This is a genomic window from Cytobacillus sp. BC1816, assembly GCF_051353635.1.
GTDB classification, from domain to species: domain Bacteria; phylum Bacillota; class Bacilli; order Bacillales; family Cytobacillaceae; genus Cytobacillus; species Cytobacillus oceanisediminis_C.
Genome location: NZ_CP195611.1, coordinates 3,311,475 through 3,327,321 on the forward strand (window position 1 = coordinate 3,311,475; position 15,847 = coordinate 3,327,321).

Here is a 15,847-nt window from a genome sequence, read left to right on the forward strand (position 1 = left end):
GAGAATACGTATGAACCTCGACTATTTAAAAGTATTTTATGTCACCGCAAATAATAAAAGTTTTTCCCAGACTGCAAAGGATCTTCACCTCTCTCAATCAAGTGTCAGCCTTCAAATCAAACAACTCGAAGAACAGTGGGATTGTCAGCTCTTTGAACGGACAACTAAAAAAATTTCTCTGACTCCTGCAGGCGAAATCCTCTATCATAAAGTCAAAAAGCTGATAGCTTTAATGAATGAAACTGAAAATGAACTTGAAGAACTTAAGGGAAGTGTACATGGGGACTTAAAAGTCGGAGCCAGCCTAACTATCGGGGAGCATGTCCTCCCCTTTTTATTAGCCGACTTTTCGAGTCTCTATCCAAAAGTCAGCCTCCATTTAAATGTATATAACTCCAGGCATATCGTTGAGAAGCTGTTAAATCATGAAATCAATTTAGGGTTCATTGAATCCATGCTCTCTTATCCAGCCTTAAAACAAGTTCCTTTTGCTAAAGATGAGCTAATTATCATAGCCTCCCCTGAAAATAAATTCATTAAGACGGACAATATAACCATCGAGGAGCTCCTGTCAGTTCCTATTATTATCCGTGAAAAAGGATCAGGAACACGGCAAGTGATGGAGGATTCCTTTAGAAGATGCCATGTAGATGCATCCAAATTGAATGTCATTATGGAATTGAAGCACACCGAAGCCATAAAAACATGTGTCGAAGCAGGATTAGGAATTTCCATCATCTCAAAATCCGCTGTAAAAAAAGAACTTCGGCTGGGAACTTTAAAACAATTACATATAGACGGAATTTCAATGCAGCGGGACTTTTACATGATTTATCATGAGGAAGCCCTGAAACATACCAGCAGGAAGCTGATGGAATTTATATCATCAAAACAATAAAGACGATGGCAAGATGAAGTAGGACACAGAGCTGCAGGCTGTTTTTTGTGATAAACTTTATAAATAACAAAGAGCCCCAATCACATAATGATTGGGGCTCTAATTATTCCTGTTAAAGTTATTATTAATTGAGCTTTGGGCTATGAGGAGCAGCAGGCGGAAAAACCTATTCTTCATGATAACTATATGTTCATTAAGATATCAGCCTTGTATTTAATTGCGGCTTTTTCGTAATATCCCATTTATTGGACAAGAGTTGGATTGATGCGGATCTGCCTGTTCAGCTGCTCCATCTTCAGACAAGCAGGCCAATTCTTAGTACTCCTGTCTGAACCCGCCCCTTCCTCCGACGCAAACTGGCTTTTTCCGGGTCTCCCTGTCTGAACCTGCCCCGTCTTCGGACACAAACTGGCTTTTTCCGGGTCTCCCTGTCTGAACCTGCCCCGTCTTCGGACACAAACTGGCTTTTTCCGGGTCTCTCCTGTCTAAATCCGCCCCGTCCCCGAACTAGAATTGAAAATCCAGCTCTTTTTTTGCCAAACCTTCAATTCCCTGTTAATTTGATACAGCAGTTTAATAGATTTATCCATGTTCAATAGTATTTCCATACTTTATCGGAACTTCTCAGGTGCTGTCAGTATGCTATTAAGCATCTATTTTTATACTAACCTGGCTATCAGTCTTATCCTCCGTCCCATTTGTCTCTGTATTGCCTAAAATATAATAATCAAGTGTGCTTTTAGGTATTTGATTGTATTCTTTCCTTTTATATAGATAGAAAGCTAATCCTAATACTGCCCAAACGATTAAGGCGATCAGTGAAGGTGCTCCAAGTGCTGATGGAGACGCAGGAACGAGCAGCAATCCCAGAAATGAAAGTCCGCTTAGTGCACCGATCAGAGCAACCAGTTTTTTGCCGGGTGAGACCATTCTTCCATCGGCTGCTTCTGTCCAGCTGAATAGCTTATAGGCTGTGTAACAAGTATAAAAATAGGCAATAGTTACCCCTGTTGCTGACATGTCAACAATCCATAATAGGACGGGACGCCCAAACCATGGAGCAAACAGGCACAGGGCACATGTGAACAAAACTCCTATATATGGGGTGCCATGCTTTGGGTGAAGCCTGGAAAATGCTTTAGGAACTACTTTAGCTCTCCCCATCGCAAACAATAAACGGCTGGAAGATACATAGAATCCGTTAAGCCCGGTGAATACACCCATACAAAGGGAGATTGCGAGCAGAAGCACTCCGAAAGCACCTAAAGTATCAGAGATGACATCACCAGTTCCCCAAATCGGCTTACCGGCAACCAGGTTTTGCCATGGCATTGCCACTGCTGTGGCAATAATCATGAAAGAGTATAAGATACAAGCTACAATTAAGGAATATATGATAAGCATGAATGCCTTCTTAGGAGGAAAATTAAACTCTTCAGCAGCCTGCGGGATGTTATCAAAACCAACATATGCCCATGGAGCAATAGCGATGATTGCGATGATTCCAGTAAGGGCAGGTATCTCGGGCTTAAAAAAAGGCTGAAGATTTGACAGATCTGAGGATGGACTTAATAACATACTTAAGGTGAGCAGAAACACACCGGCAACAAGGATAATACAGAATATATATTGGAGACTGCCAGAAATGGAAGCACCCTTTATATTAAAATAGGCAAAGATCAGGAGTGCTGCAGTCGCAATCACTACTTCTCCCAGATAAACCTGCCAGCCGCCTATTTCATATAACAAACCGATGTTTGTCAGCGAGGGAAGCATAAACTTTCCGAGCAGGGCCAATGCAGATGCATTCAGGGCGACAATACAAATATAACCAAGAGTAAGAAACCATCCGCAAATAAAAGCATGATTCCTCCCAAACCCGATATATGCATAAGCAAATTCTCCGCCGGAAACAGGATACTTTTCAATTAAAACCCCATAACTGACAGCAATCACCATCATTAATAAAGCACCAATGATTAACCCGATCACCGCACCAATCGGCCCTGCTTTCCCCAGCCATTCAGCCGGCAGAATAAAGGCTCCCCAGCCAATGGCAGAACCAAGCGCGATCGCCCACACCCATTGCGGCTTAAACGTTTTTTCAAGCTGTACCCTTTCTTCCATGTTTTCCCCTCCATTATTAAGGCTTCTCTCAAATCTATTAAGGACTGCTTTATCTTGTTGAGCTAATGCCTTATCCTTAAACTGGAGCAAAAAACTGACCCCCAGCTTTTGCTTCAGTATTGAGGATTTATTAAATAGCGGTTATCTATGAATGAGTATAAGCGTTTTCTGTATTCTCCCACACAACCTTACCGGAAATTATGGTCGCCAATATGGGAATATCTTTTAATTCCATTGCTGGACAAGTAAGAGGATCGGCATCCAGGACAACAAAATCTCCTCTTTTTCCTTCTTCAATGGTGCCAGCTGAATCTTCTTCGAAGTTTAGAGCTGCCCCGTAAGATGTCATCGCTTTTAAAGCGTCCAGAACTTCAATTTTTTGATTCTTACCAAGCACATCACCTTCTAAAGTGACGCGGTTCACAGCCGCCCATATGGAAAACAGGGGCGAAATTGGGGTAATAGGACAATCAGAATGCAGTGTGAACAGCAAATTGCGGTCAACCGCATCAGCCAAAGGATTAATTCTAGCCGCTCTCTTCTCACCCAGGAATATTCTGCGGTGCCGATCTCCCCAAAAGTAAACATGATTGATGAAAAACGAAGCAGCTACACCCAATCTTTGCATGGCATCAAGGTCTTCACTGCCTGCAGTCTGTACATGTTCAATTCGATGCCTGTGGTCCTCCATCGGACTTTTTGACAAAACATAATCGAAAGCCTCAAGGATGGATCCGATTGCCCGATCTCCATTTCCATGAATCGCAATCCTAAATCCTCTATTATGGAGATCCAGCATTTCTTCTGCAAATGAACCCTGATCATGCAGCAGCTCACCATATACAGATTCATCACAATGATAAGGTTCGCGGAGTGCACCTGTAAGTCCCTGGATGGATCCATCCTGAAATAATTTGGCACTATCCAGTGAAACTCTGTTTTTAGTGCGTCTCTTTAATTCAAGATCCAGCTGATCTGCAGTATAACCGGAAAAAGCACTTCCCTCTCTTAGAAGATGATGCAGGATCATTAGCCGCATATTCATGGGATTCTTTCCTGAATTAATGGCCGCGATATGTGCATTTAATTCCTCTATTCCTCTGTCAAGACCCACACCGGCATCTGTACATGTGGTGATCCCCTGAGAAAGGTACACCTCAGCCGCATTCCCGATATTTTTGATTTGTTCATCGCTTGACGGAGAAGGCAGGACCGGAAAAATAAATTCCAGGGCAGGAATTTCATGAATGACACCATCCAGCCTTCCATTATCATCGCGTGTAAAGTACCCGCCATGCGGATTTGAAATGCTTTCATCGATTCCAGCCAATTCAAGAGCTTTGGAATTTGCAGCACCAAAGTGTCCTGAAATATGCCGGATAAAAACGGGATTGTCCGGGGCTGCTTGGTCTAAATCGGACCTGTTCGGATGCCTCTTGTCCTCCAGGAGGGTATCATCATAACCCCACCCCATGATCCATTCCCCAGGTTTCGCTTTACCGGCCCTTTCTGCTATTTCTCCCTTTATATCACCAATGTTTTTATTCCGTGGGGATCTGCAATCAACATAATTCAGCATTTGCCCGTACATTAATAAATGACTATGTGTGTCAATAAAACCCGGAAGCAACGCAGCTCCCTTTAAATCCTTGATCTCAATATCAGGACTGTTTGGAACTTCCGAATAGTCCGGTTCGGTTTTATCCCAAATTTTTTCGATGATGCCATTTCTGACAAGCAATGATTTTGCCTTAGTATTATGTTGATCAAGCGTGATGATATTTGCATTTTTTATGATAAGGATACTCACCCTTATCCCTCCTTATTAGACAGCTTTGTTTTCTGCTGAATCAATATCGTCTATCTTTCTATTTGCTGAAGGAAGGTCTTCCCAGTAAACAGCCTTTACATTTTCTGTTGATGAATGTTTTGTCCAGAGACTAATTATGACAAGTGAACAAAAAGATATGATAAAGCCAGGTATTGTCTGATCTATACCTGTATGAAGAAGAGGCCACAGAATGGTCGTGCAGCAGGCAAGAAGCATGCTGGAAATGACAGCGGTGTTGGTTGTCCTTTTCCAAAACATAATGGTCAGAAACGGAAACACAAGAGTTGTTGCTGACAGTCTGAGTGCCCATTGATACATGCTGACTATATCTGTTAATGCAAAGGCGACTAACAATGATAATACCGATATAATCACTACACTCAAGCGGGAAACAAACATCATTTGCTTTTCCGTAGCATTGGGATTTAATAGCCGGTGATACAAATCCTGAGTAATATTAGAGCTTCCTTGTAAAATGAAGGAGTCTGCACCCGTCATAAGTGCTGATAGGAGTCCGATCAGAATAATGCCTCCAATATACGGAGGAAGCATTTCCACTGTTACATAGGAGAAAATTAAATCTGGGTGAATATCGGCTGGCACAAATTGCCTTGCCATAATTCCTATACTATAAGGAAGCACAGAAATACATAAAGTAATGGCATAACCGGTTAAGCCGGCTTTAATGGCAATATCTTCTGTCTTGGAAGCAAAGATCCGCTGCCATGTGGATTGCCAAACTAAGTAGAACGGAGCGACAGAAAGGGCAAACAGCAGAACATCCCCAAGCCCATTGGCACCAAGCGGAGTCAAAAAATCTCTCGGCGTGTTACTGAGAATGTGTTCCATGCCTCCGCCAAATTGCAAGGCGGCATATGCAAGCATAACAATCCCTGCAATCAGAATTACGCTTTGAATGGCATCCGTTACAATTGTCGCTACTAAGCCGCCCAAAATCGTAAAGCCGAGAATCAAAATGAAAGACAGCACAATTCCAGTTTTCACGTTCATATTAAAAGCAATGCTGAATACGGTACTCATCCCTACAATCTGCAGGGCAGTAGTGGGAACTGAGTATATGAAAGCAGATAATACTGATGGAATGATACCGGTTTTTGATCCAAATCTTTCACTAAAAAGGTCCGCTAGTGTATACAGCCTCTGTCTTCTTAATGGACGGCTAAAGAAGAAGATCAAGAGCATACTGACAAGCATGGCTGGTAAAGCAAATTTTAAAAATCCCGATATCCCCATTGTGAATCCCATTCCAATCCAGCCAATAAAAACGGCAGCGCCGCAATTCGTGCTGATGATTGTGCCGACAATATTCCAAAAACCCATATTCCAGCCTGCAATTAAATAACTGTCAGAGGTTTTAATTTTTGTAAAATAATAGATTCCAATTGCGAACATGAATATGAAATAAGCCAAAATGTATCCAAAATACCAGCTCATCGACTGCCCCCTTTTTTTTCTCAATATTCTGTAAATTATTGGCAGTAATATGTTGCACATCTTCTATTTAATTCCACTATATCGGTCACTTTCCTATGATTACAGGTCAGATTTCGAATTTATCGGTAAACTTTACTATTTATAGGTTATTTTTCAATTTTATCGGACACTTTTCCCCTATATCGGTCAGTCCGTGCCTTAGGAACTTTCTAACATCTGCACAGTAACGATATATTCAAACTCGTAAGCTTTCCTTTAAAAAGGAGCTTAATCAAAAATCTATTAAGCTCCTTCCATTTTACCTACCAGTTTTTATGATCAAGGTGAGCATATTTCGGCAGAAGACGAGTCGGCATCTTTAACGCATCTTTACGGAAAGGAGGTGCCAATTGCGTGCCATCCACCTGAATATCAATAACTGTCGGTTTATTGGATTCTATTGCCTGGAGAATAGCTGGCCCTACATCCTCAGGTTTATCTACACTAATTCCCTGTGCCCCCATAGACCTTGCCACCTCTGCAAAGTCAGGGTTCTGGATATCTGCTCCTACAAAGCGATTATTATAAAAATCTACTTGGTTTTTCTTTTCTGCACACCAGGCATTATTATTAAAAACACATGCTACTACTGGTATGTTCTCCTCAACAGCCGTACTTACTTCATGCAGGCTCATTCCCCATGCTCCATCACCTACGATAGCTACTACAGGGCTATTTGGATTTGCAAGCTTTGCACCTAATGCTGACGGATAGGCAAAACCTGTATTCCCAAATGTTAAGGCTGCAACATGCTGGCGGCCGGAATTGAACTTTAAATAGGCATTTGCGGTAGAAGATACATTCCCGATATCTGTCGTAACAATTGCGTTTTCCGGAAGGACCTTCGTAAGCTCCAGGAGCGCCCTGCGCGGATTAATTGGATTTCCTTCCACCATGGCCAAATCGACAAGTTCTTTTTCCCATTGCTCTTTTTCATTTGTCACTCTTGCCATTCTCTCAGAATTGAATTGCTTATTTGGTACTTTTTCTTTTAGGCGTTTTGCGATTTCAACTGAAGCTGCTTTGGCATCTCCAATGATCCCAATTTCTACTGGATGGGTCCTGGCGATATTGCGTGGATTGATATCAATTTGGATAATCTTTGCGTTTTTCGGAAAATAATCAATGTCATAGCATGGCAATGTTCCAAATACAGATAATCTAGTACCGATAGCCAGCACCACATCTGCATCCTTTAATGTGTTCATAGCTGCTTTTGACCCCATATAGCCAATAGGTCCAACTGCTAAAGGTTCATTTGCCGGAAAAGCATCATTATGCATATATGAAACAGCTACAGGAATCGTTAAGTGGTCGGCAATTTCCTTCACTGCCTCTATTCCACCTGAATCCACTACCCCCCTGCCTGAAATGATGACAGGGTTCTTGGCAGAAGCAAGCAATTCCACGGCCTGGTCAACCTGCTCTAATGATCCGCAGCCCCTATTATCAACACGATACTGATGCGGTTCAAGAATTACATCTTCCACTTCCCCATAAAAATAGTCCCGCGGAATATCAAAGAGCACTGGACCTCTCTCCGCGTAAGCAATTCTGAAGGCAGTCCTCAGGCAATCCGCCACACGCCCCGGATGTGTGACCCGAACCGTTTCCTTCGTAATTGCTTTAAATATTGAAACCTGGTCGCACTCCTGGAAACCGTCCCATCCGACTGTAGGGGTTCCTGCTGAAGGAGAAATGACGACCATAGGTGTGTGAGCCTGATTCGCAGCTGCAACGGACGTTACCATATTGGTGATTCCTGGTCCATTCTGGCCAATAACAACCCCGGCTACACCGCTTACTCGAGTATAGGCATCTTCCATGTGGGCTGCGCTTTGTTCATGACGTACGCCGATGAAGCGGATTCCAGCAGTTGGAAGCAAGTCTAATAGATCCATGAAGGCGGATCCCAAAATCCCGGAAATATGTGTGACACCTTCCTTGACTAATGTTTCTACAATAGCCTCACTTGGTGTCATTTTCACCTTTTTTGTTTTGATTTCTGCTAATTCTTTTTCTGCTTTTGCCATTACGGGCACTCCCTTTCCGGTTTATATGTTCCATATATTTAAATGGATAGGAGCCCTGTAAAAAAAGAGCTCTGACCCAGATTAACTTTTTTATCTAAATTTCCTTAAATGCCCTTTGGACCGTCTTAACAACAAATTTTAAATCTTCCTCTGTAGATGAAAGAGGCGGAGCTATAATAAGGACATTATTGAAACCAGGCACTGTATCCCCGTTTCTGCCAATGATCAAGCCTTTTTCTTTACATAGTGCAATGATCTTTGCCATTAATTGATCTGAAGCTGGCTGTTTCGTTTCCTTGTCTTCAACCATTTCAATACCATACAAGAAACCGGCACTTCTGACTTCACCTACATTTTTATGAGTCTGCAAATCTTTTAAGCTGCTTAAAATGCTTTCACCCAGCACCTCTACCCTGCTGACAATATTCTCTCTTTCGATGATTTCGATATTTTTCAATGCAACCGCACAGCTTGCCGGATGTCCCCCATAGGTTGAAACATGGCGGAAATGGTTATCTGTACCTTGCTCTTTAAATTTCTCATAAATTCTGGAATGAACTGCCGTAGCACCAAGCGGCAGATAGCCGCTGGTCAACCCTTTTGCCATCGTTACGATATCAGGCTGAACACCCTCCGAATGCATAAATCCAAACATTTTGCCCGTTCGCCCAAATCCGGATACAACCTCATCCATTATCAGGAGGACATCATGATTTTTACAGATTTGTGCTACCCTCTGCAGATATTCAGGAGATGGGATAATAACTCCCCCGCCTGAAATGAAAGGCTCCATTATGACCGCAGCAACCGTTTCGGCCCCTTCCCATTGGATGACCTGGTCAATCATGTCAGCTGCGACTTTATCGCAATCCTTTACATCTTCGCCAAATGGACAGCGATAGCTGTAAGGAGGCGGAACATGCAGGAATCCCGGCATGCCAGGATCGTATTTAACTCTCCTGTTGGCCTGGGCAGTAGCACTTAATGCACCTAAAGTTGAACCATGATAGGCACGGTAGCGCGAAATGAATTTATATTTACCCGGATTGCCATTCTGATTATGGTATTGCCTCGCTATTTTGAATGCGGTTTCATTCGCTTCGGAACCGCTATTGGAGAAAAATGTTTTATATGAATCCCCCAGTAATTCACTAATTTTTGCAGATAACTTAATGGCTGGTGCATGGCTTAATGTCAGAGGGAAATACGACAGCTGCATCATTTGTTCTGCTGCCGCCTCTGCAATTTCCTTCCGTCCATGTCCCAGGTTCAGACACCAAAGACCGGATACGCCATCCAAATATCGATTGCCATCCATATCAGTAAACCATGAGCCTTCACCTGATTTGGCAATCATCGGACTGCTTCCTTCTGTATGCCGGCTCATCGCATGCCATAAGTGTTCCTGATCCTGATCAGATAACTTTTTGCTATCATTCAGTTCTACTGTAGACATATTGCTTTCCTCCTTCTATTTAGTAAAGATTCAGGTTTGCATTGTGTCTCTTCTAATAGGGAATCATGTTGCGGCTGCAATTTTGTTTATTAATTCATGGGTGGGTGTATAAGGGTAGTTATGCGCCTCTGCAACTCTCTGATGAGTGACCTTTCCATTCATGGTATTGACCCCTTTTTCAAGAAAAGGATACTTAACAATAGAATTTTCAATCCCTGTATTAGCGAGCATTAAGGCATATGGTGCTGTAGTATTGGCGAGGGCATAGGTGGAAGTTCTTGCTACAGCGCCCGGAATGTTTGGAACCGCATAATGCACAACACCATGCTTTATATATGTTGGAGAATCATGTGAGGTAATATGATCGATGGTTTCAATTGAACCGCCCTGATCAATGGCAACATCAATAATGACCGAATTCTTTTCCATTTGCATAACCATTTCCTCGGTTACTAACTGAGGTGCTTTTGCACCGGGGATGAGAACAGCCCCTATCACTAAATCCGCAAGTTTTACTTCCTGGGAGATATTGAACGGATTTGACATGACCGTCCTCACCCTGCCAGAAAAAAGATCGTCCAGCTGGCGGAGTCTTTCAGCACTTATGTCAATGATGCTAACTTCTGCACCGAGGCCAACTGCCATTTTTGCGGCATTCGTCCCTACCACTCCACCGCCGATAATCACCACTTTTCCAGGCTTCACACCGGGAACTCCGCCTAATAGGACTCCTTTCCCGCCATGAATCTTTTCAAGAAATTGAGCTCCTAGCTGGACAGACATCCTTCCCGCAACTTCGCTCATAGGAGTTAGGAGAGGCAACGACCTGTTATCCAGCTGGATGGTTTCATACGCAACCGAGGTAACCTCTTTTTCGACCAAAGCCTTTGTCAATTCAGGTTCGGCTGCCAGATGCAAATAAGTAAAGAGAATCAAACCTTTTCGAAAATATTGGTATTCATCTGGCTGCGGCTCCTTAACCTTCATAACCATATCCGCAGACCAGGCCTCTTCTGCACTTGTAACAACTGTTGCACCTGCTTTTTCATATTCCTGGTCAGAGATTCCGCACCCTGCACCTGCACCTTTCTCAATCAGGACCATATGACCGGCATCTGTAAATGCAGAAACACTTGCTGGTACAACGGAAACACGGTTTTCATTATTCTTTACTTCCTTTGGCACACCAATAATCATGTCATCACTCCATCCTGCAAAATAAAAACATTATCCTTCACATCATGACGTCATGTCGTCCGTACCAGTTGTTGTATGACTAGCCTCAGTTGTATTAAAACACAACTATTATTCATTTTCAATATTTTCTAAAAATTTTATATTATCGGAATTATTAATAGGTATTATTGCAAAATTGCATAATACTGAATTTAACTATAATTCTTTGAAAGTTTTATTCGAAATGAGTACATATCCGAACGAAAATAAGCAGAATAGTATTCTATTAAGTTACCATTTATGTCTGATAATAACCGTTCAATGTGAAGCACACTTAAGGAACAAGGAACACCAAGCAGGCCGGCTTCTTCTTTAGATAAATAAGTACTTGTAATCATCTGTTCGGCTTCTGCAAACTTTAAGTCTAAACTTTGCTCAAGCAGATCATACAGTGTCCCCTTTTCAATATCATATTGGGCGAGATTTTCACCAATTTCAATAGGGTAATATTGACTTTCAAGAGCCAATGGCTTATCGTTTGCATAACGAATTCGCTTTATAAAGTATGCCTCTGTAAGTCCGCTGGCTTCTACAATTTCTTTTGCTGGAACAACGATGCCATTGTCCAATAATTTTGCATCCGGCTTCATCCCCATTTTTTTAATTACTTCTGTTGTACTGGTAATATTCCCAAGCCACTCCTCAATAGGTTTCTTTGAAATAAAAGTGCCTTTTCCGTGAACTTTCTTTAGCACACCTTCGTTTACTAAATGGGAAACTGCTTCTCTCACAGTGCTTCTGCTCACTTTATAGGTATCCATCAACTCTCTTTCACTTGGAATTTTTTCATTGAAAGATCGATTGTCTATTAACTCCTGCAGCCTGTTCTTTAGTTGTATGTGAAGCGGAATAGGACTTTTGGAATCTAACTCTGTCATAATGGATGCCTCCTTATTATGTTTATAAATACAAAATGTATAATTAATTATATAGATTACCTAAATGAATATCCATCCTTTTACAGCAGATCCTGATGCGTGAATTTGAAAATTTTTCATTGATCGGTTGTAAATTCAGCAGATTATTTGGAGAACCAACGGAAAAATGATATTAATTTAATTGAAGTCAATTAATTGAAAAAGGATGATTAATAATGGATCACTTCATGAAACGGGCTATAGAACTGGCCATTAATAATGTAAAAGACGGCGGCCAGCCCTTCGGTGCAGTCCTGGTGAAAGATCAGGACATCATTGCTGAAGGCGTGAATGAATTGCATAAAGTGCATGATGTCAGCGGGCATGCTGAAATGCTTGCAATCCGGCGGGCACAGGAGCAGTTGCAAACGAATGATTTAGCCGGCTTTACGATATATGCAAGCGGGGAACCTTGCCCGATGTGTTTAACTGCCATGTATTTCGCAGGCATCGAGAAGGTGTACTATTGCCAATCAATAGATGACGCTTTCAATGCAGGTCTAGGCAAATCTAAAATGATTTATGAGGATTTGAAAAACGCAAGAGAAGACCGGGGACTAAATATGGTGAAAATGCCATTAAATGAGAACCAAAGCAATCCAATGAAGCTTTGGAAAGAGAACGTTTAACAAAAGCCTCCCATCTCTAAGCAGATGGGAGGCTACCTAGTTCTCCAGCATTTCAGCCTGTGCCATTCCCGCTGATTTTCTTAACAAATATCGTTAAAAAATAAGCTGCATAAGCAATAGCGATATCGATCAGAAAAATGTAAAATTGATTCATTCCCTTATTAAAATGCACCATACCTGCCCAACCTTCAAGTGTGGCGAATCCAAAGGCAAAAACCGCACTTGCTAAAATCGTGTAAAGCAAAAAGCTTTTCTTTTTGTTCGTGCAGTACTGATAGATCAGCAGGAAACCGACCGGCAACGCAGCGGCTGTCATATTCATGGCATAAGGAAACATGGGCAATAAAAAATAGGTGTGGACAAAATAACTGTATCGCTCCAAAAAGCTGTCGGCGTAAGTCCATAGAATATGCACGGTGTATCCAAAAAAGAAAATCTCAAATATCCTGCTCCGGTCTACTGATAGATATACAATAACAAGAGGCAGCACCATAAGTGCCAAAACCACCCAAAATTGCCAGGTTCCAAGACCTGAATATTCTCTCCAGTATGAAGAAATGAGGACATTCATCTTTTCGCTTCGTGAATATATTTGCTCCCAATATTCGCTGTAACTCATAGAATAACCTCCTAAAACGCAGCATCTTAAAAGAATCATGCATAATCATAGTTTTCTACTCGTGCCTCAATCAGCATTTTTCTAAATGTATCTCCTTTTTGAACTCCTAATATCTTCTGGCCATATTCAAGGAAAGACAAAAGCTCGTTTTCCGATAAATGACTCATATTCAGCGGAAATTGTTCCATCTCTTTTACCTCATCCATAATCTGATCCAATACTTCCTTTCCGCTTTTAGAAATAGTCACACATTTATAACGGAGCTGTTCTTTATTGGCTGTGATCTCAATCAGACCCTTTTCCTTTAACGGCTTTAAAAGCCTGGTTACAGTCGATAGATGCCAGCATCCCAAATCACTAATTTGGGTGGGGCTTAGTTTTTGGTTATGAGTGCCAAGCAGAAACAGAATATGCTGCTGAGCTGGCGTCAGCTTAAACTTTCTTTCAAGCTCCGCCCACTTCTTTTCCATGCAGAAATATAGTGCCCTTATGACAAGCAATGTCTGCTGTTTCAATAAAATGTTCACCCCTTATCCCCCTAACTTGCAGATACAATTGTATTTACAAGTATTGTTTGAGAGAGGGTTCATTTTATGCAAAAAAAAATAGAGGTTTAATTTCCTGCCTCTATTTTCGTCCTATTCTGTTTTTCACAGAGTTTCTGATTGACTCTATCATCTCCTCGGACAAATTCGCTGGAAGCGACGAGCCATCATTAAATACCCAGGCATTGAGCACCTCAAGATCTGCTTTTTTAAATGTTATGCTATAAGTATCATTCTCCAGGAGAAATTCAGTTGTGACATATTCTTCTCCATCAAATTCATCATCAATAATCATGCTGGTAATTTCGTATCGATTCACAGGAAATCTCCTTCAGCTTTTTTACCACTTAGGATGCACCTGGCCCATCAAATTATTCGAAAATGTTTAAGTCTCCATTATAATGGTATCTATGGTTTTATAAGCAACAAAAAATGTGGCAAGGGAGTAGGCGGCTTCAGTAATGCCGAATAAAAAAACAGAACTTCCAAAGATAAAGGTATTCATTATAAGAATGCATTGTCCGATGGTTAAAGGCAAACGTTCGCTGAATAAAATCGCCAAAACTTCTGTACCATCCAGGCAGGCTCCAAACCGGATAATGAGGCCCACTCCCATTCCGAGTAAGAGGCCCCCCAGAATAATGATCAGCAGTGGATGGTTCGTCACTTCCTCAAATGGGGCCAATATGTATGTCTCCCCTGCCAGAACTGAACTGGCAAACAGGCTTAACACCAAAAATCTTCCCCCTAAAAAGAAAAAGCCTGCCACTAAAAATGGGAGATTGAACAGCAGGATCAAGGCACCCACTTCAACATGAAAGACATGTGAAAGGATGATGCTCAATCCAACAATTCCTCCATCAATAACATAATTTTTCACCAGGAATAATTGCAGGGAAACAGCCACAAGTGTTGCTCCGAGTACGATAATCAGCCCATTTTTAAAGGTGGAAAAATTGTCCTTTCGTCTTTGGCTTAAATAGTATTGAACCCTATTTCTATACACTGGCCATCTCCTTTTGTTCAGATTGGCTTATGTATTGAAATATATTCCGGAAAATCAATAAAATGCAGAAGCCTCCTTTCTATATTAATAGTTTTCCAGTAAAAAAAAGATAGAATTCCTTCATATCAAAGTGTAAAATAAATTCAGCCAGTTGAAAAACTGACACAGACATCCATTTATATAGGAGGAAGGAACGTAAAAATAGGAATACTTCAAGCAGCCTTTAAATATATTGAATTTTCAGAAAACTAAATAAAAAGAGGTTGATGTACATGGCAATGGATGCATCTTTTAAAGAACAAACGATTTTTGATCATGTTGGAAATAAAATTATTACAGAAGATCGGGAAATTCATATAATTGCCAAATTAGCAGAACCATTGATCGTGATTCTGGGAAATGTGCTGAGTGATGAAGAATGTGACCAGCTGATTCAGCAATCAAAAGATCGCATGCAGCGTTCAAAAGTTGCCAACTCCCTTGAAGCTGATGAACTGCGAACCAGCAGCAGCACTTTTTTTCATGAAGGGGAAAATGAAATTGTCGCCAGAATTGAAAAAAGAATATCACAAATCATGAACATTCCAGTTGAGCATGGTGAAGGACTGCAGATCCTTAACTATAAAATTGGCCAGGAATATAAAGCTCATTTTGACTTCTTCTCTTCGACCAGCAGAGCAGCAAGCAATCCAAGAATCAGCACGCTTGTCATGTACCTGAATGATGTGGAACAGGGCGGGGAAACGTATTTTCCCAAGCTTAACTTCTCTGTTTCTCCCCAAAAAGGCATGGCTGTTTATTTTGAATACTTTTATAATGATCAGAACTTAAACGACCTGACACTTCATGGCGGAGCACCTGTTGCCATTGGTGATAAATGGGCTGCTACGCAATGGATGAGGAGAAAGAAAATATAGATAGAAAAACACTTGGGAAAATTTTTTCTCCAAGTGTTTTTTAACATACAATTGTCCAGCTTCAGCGCCTGCCCCCTCGGCGTCACAAACGGGGGTGGGCAGGGCGCTTCAGATTTTCTTAGAACCACAGTCTCTTATG

Annotated in this window: 14 protein-coding genes; 3 read left to right on the top strand and 11 right to left on the bottom strand. The window is 41.5% G+C overall.

What is annotated here, in order from left to right; all coding sequences use genetic code 11:
• The first annotated feature begins 10 nt into the window (after positions 1-10).
• Positions 11-898, top strand: a complete 888-nt coding sequence (locus tag ACR42H_RS16765; RefSeq protein WP_436372033.1) for a selenium metabolism-associated LysR family transcriptional regulator — start codon at positions 11-13, stop codon at positions 896-898.
• Between the two features lie 645 nt (positions 899-1,543).
• On the opposite strand, the gene ACR42H_RS16770 is transcribed toward ACR42H_RS16765, so the two are convergent.
• From ACR42H_RS16770 to ACR42H_RS16800, 7 genes are all read right to left on the bottom strand, one after another.
• On the bottom strand, positions 1,544-3,025 hold the full coding sequence (locus ACR42H_RS16770) for an APC family permease (RefSeq protein WP_113881701.1): 1,482 nt from the start codon (positions 3,023-3,025) through the stop codon (positions 1,544-1,546).
• A 145-nt stretch (positions 3,026-3,170) separates the two neighbouring features.
• Positions 3,171-4,835, bottom strand: a complete 1,665-nt coding sequence (locus ACR42H_RS16775; RefSeq protein WP_436372035.1) for an amidohydrolase — start codon at positions 4,833-4,835, stop codon at positions 3,171-3,173.
• A 15-nt stretch (positions 4,836-4,850) separates the two neighbouring features.
• Positions 4,851-6,311, bottom strand: coding sequence for a sodium:solute symporter family protein (locus tag ACR42H_RS16780; RefSeq protein ID WP_436372037.1), 1,461 nt, complete (start codon positions 6,309-6,311; stop codon positions 4,851-4,853).
• Between the two features lie 302 nt (positions 6,312-6,613).
• Positions 6,614-8,383, bottom strand: coding sequence for a sulfoacetaldehyde acetyltransferase (gene xsc / locus ACR42H_RS16785; RefSeq protein WP_436372039.1), 1,770 nt, complete (start codon positions 8,381-8,383; stop codon positions 6,614-6,616).
• 94 nt (positions 8,384-8,477) lie between these two features.
• Positions 8,478-9,839, bottom strand: a complete 1,362-nt coding sequence (locus tag ACR42H_RS16790; RefSeq protein WP_436372041.1) for an aspartate aminotransferase family protein — start codon at positions 9,837-9,839, stop codon at positions 8,478-8,480.
• Between the two features lie 63 nt (positions 9,840-9,902).
• The gene (gene ald, locus ACR42H_RS16795) at positions 9,903-11,036 is read right to left on the bottom strand and encodes an alanine dehydrogenase (RefSeq protein ID WP_113881505.1); all 1,134 of its coding nucleotides are present in this window, start codon (positions 11,034-11,036) and stop codon (positions 9,903-9,905) included.
• Positions 11,037-11,227: 191 nt separating this feature from the next.
• On the bottom strand, positions 11,228-11,953 hold the full coding sequence (locus ACR42H_RS16800) for a GntR family transcriptional regulator (protein ID WP_436372043.1): 726 nt from the start codon (positions 11,951-11,953) through the stop codon (positions 11,228-11,230).
• Between the two features lie 215 nt (positions 11,954-12,168).
• On the opposite strand from ACR42H_RS16800, the gene ACR42H_RS16805 reads away from it, so the two are divergent.
• Positions 12,169-12,621, top strand: coding sequence for a nucleoside deaminase (locus ACR42H_RS16805; RefSeq protein WP_436372045.1), 453 nt, complete (start codon positions 12,169-12,171; stop codon positions 12,619-12,621).
• 52 nt (positions 12,622-12,673) lie between these two features.
• Here the strand turns inward: ACR42H_RS16805 and ACR42H_RS16810 are convergent, their stop codons facing one another.
• The 4 genes from ACR42H_RS16810 to ACR42H_RS16825 form a co-directional block, all read right to left on the bottom strand.
• On the bottom strand, positions 12,674-13,240 hold the full coding sequence (locus tag ACR42H_RS16810) for a hypothetical protein (RefSeq protein WP_436372047.1): 567 nt from the start codon (positions 13,238-13,240) through the stop codon (positions 12,674-12,676).
• 35 nt (positions 13,241-13,275) lie between these two features.
• Positions 13,276-13,767 carry a MarR family winged helix-turn-helix transcriptional regulator gene (locus ACR42H_RS16815; RefSeq protein ID WP_113881501.1) on the bottom strand — a complete coding sequence of 164 codons (492 nt, stop codon included), beginning with the start codon at positions 13,765-13,767 and terminating at the stop codon, positions 13,276-13,278.
• A gap of 100 nt (positions 13,768-13,867) precedes the next feature.
• Entirely contained in the window at positions 13,868-14,104 is a 237-nt protein-coding gene (locus tag ACR42H_RS16820; RefSeq protein WP_113881500.1) for a hypothetical protein, read from the bottom strand.
• A 66-nt stretch (positions 14,105-14,170) separates the two neighbouring features.
• Entirely contained in the window at positions 14,171-14,791 is a 621-nt protein-coding gene (locus ACR42H_RS16825) for a YitT family protein (protein ID WP_436372050.1), read from the bottom strand.
• A 272-nt stretch (positions 14,792-15,063) separates the two neighbouring features.
• Here ACR42H_RS16825 and ACR42H_RS16830 point away from each other — a divergent pair, with 272 nt between their 5' ends.
• Positions 15,064-15,708 carry a 2OG-Fe(II) oxygenase gene (locus ACR42H_RS16830; RefSeq protein ID WP_113881498.1) on the top strand — a complete coding sequence of 215 codons (645 nt, stop codon included), beginning with the start codon at positions 15,064-15,066 and terminating at the stop codon, positions 15,706-15,708.
• Positions 15,709-15,847 lie beyond the last annotated feature (139 nt).

Excerpts from the sequence above, each read along its gene's own strand:
- ACR42H_RS16765 (WP_436372033.1), top strand. The coding sequence starts at position 11 with ATGAACCTCGACTATTTAAAAGTATTTTATGTCACCGCAAATAATAAA.
- ACR42H_RS16770 (WP_113881701.1), bottom strand. The coding sequence starts at position 3,025 with ATGGAAGAAAGGGTACAGCTTGAAAAAACGTTTAAGCCGCAATGGGTG.
- ACR42H_RS16780 (WP_436372037.1), bottom strand. The coding sequence starts at position 6,311 with ATGAGCTGGTATTTTGGATACATTTTGGCTTATTTCATATTCATGTTC.
- xsc (WP_436372039.1), bottom strand. The coding sequence starts at position 8,383 with ATGGCAAAAGCAGAAAAAGAATTAGCAGAAATCAAAACAAAAAAGGTG.
- ACR42H_RS16790 (WP_436372041.1), bottom strand. The coding sequence starts at position 9,839 with ATGTCTACAGTAGAACTGAATGATAGCAAAAAGTTATCTGATCAGGAT.
- ald (WP_113881505.1), bottom strand. The coding sequence starts at position 11,036 with ATGATTATTGGTGTGCCAAAGGAAGTAAAGAATAATGAAAACCGTGTT.
- ACR42H_RS16800 (WP_436372043.1), bottom strand. The coding sequence starts at position 11,953 with ATGACAGAGTTAGATTCCAAAAGTCCTATTCCGCTTCACATACAACTA.
- ACR42H_RS16805 (WP_436372045.1), top strand. The coding sequence starts at position 12,169 with ATGGATCACTTCATGAAACGGGCTATAGAACTGGCCATTAATAATGTA.
- ACR42H_RS16810 (WP_436372047.1), bottom strand. The coding sequence starts at position 13,240 with ATGAGTTACAGCGAATATTGGGAGCAAATATATTCACGAAGCGAAAAG.
- ACR42H_RS16830 (WP_113881498.1), top strand. The coding sequence starts at position 15,064 with ATGGCAATGGATGCATCTTTTAAAGAACAAACGATTTTTGATCATGTT.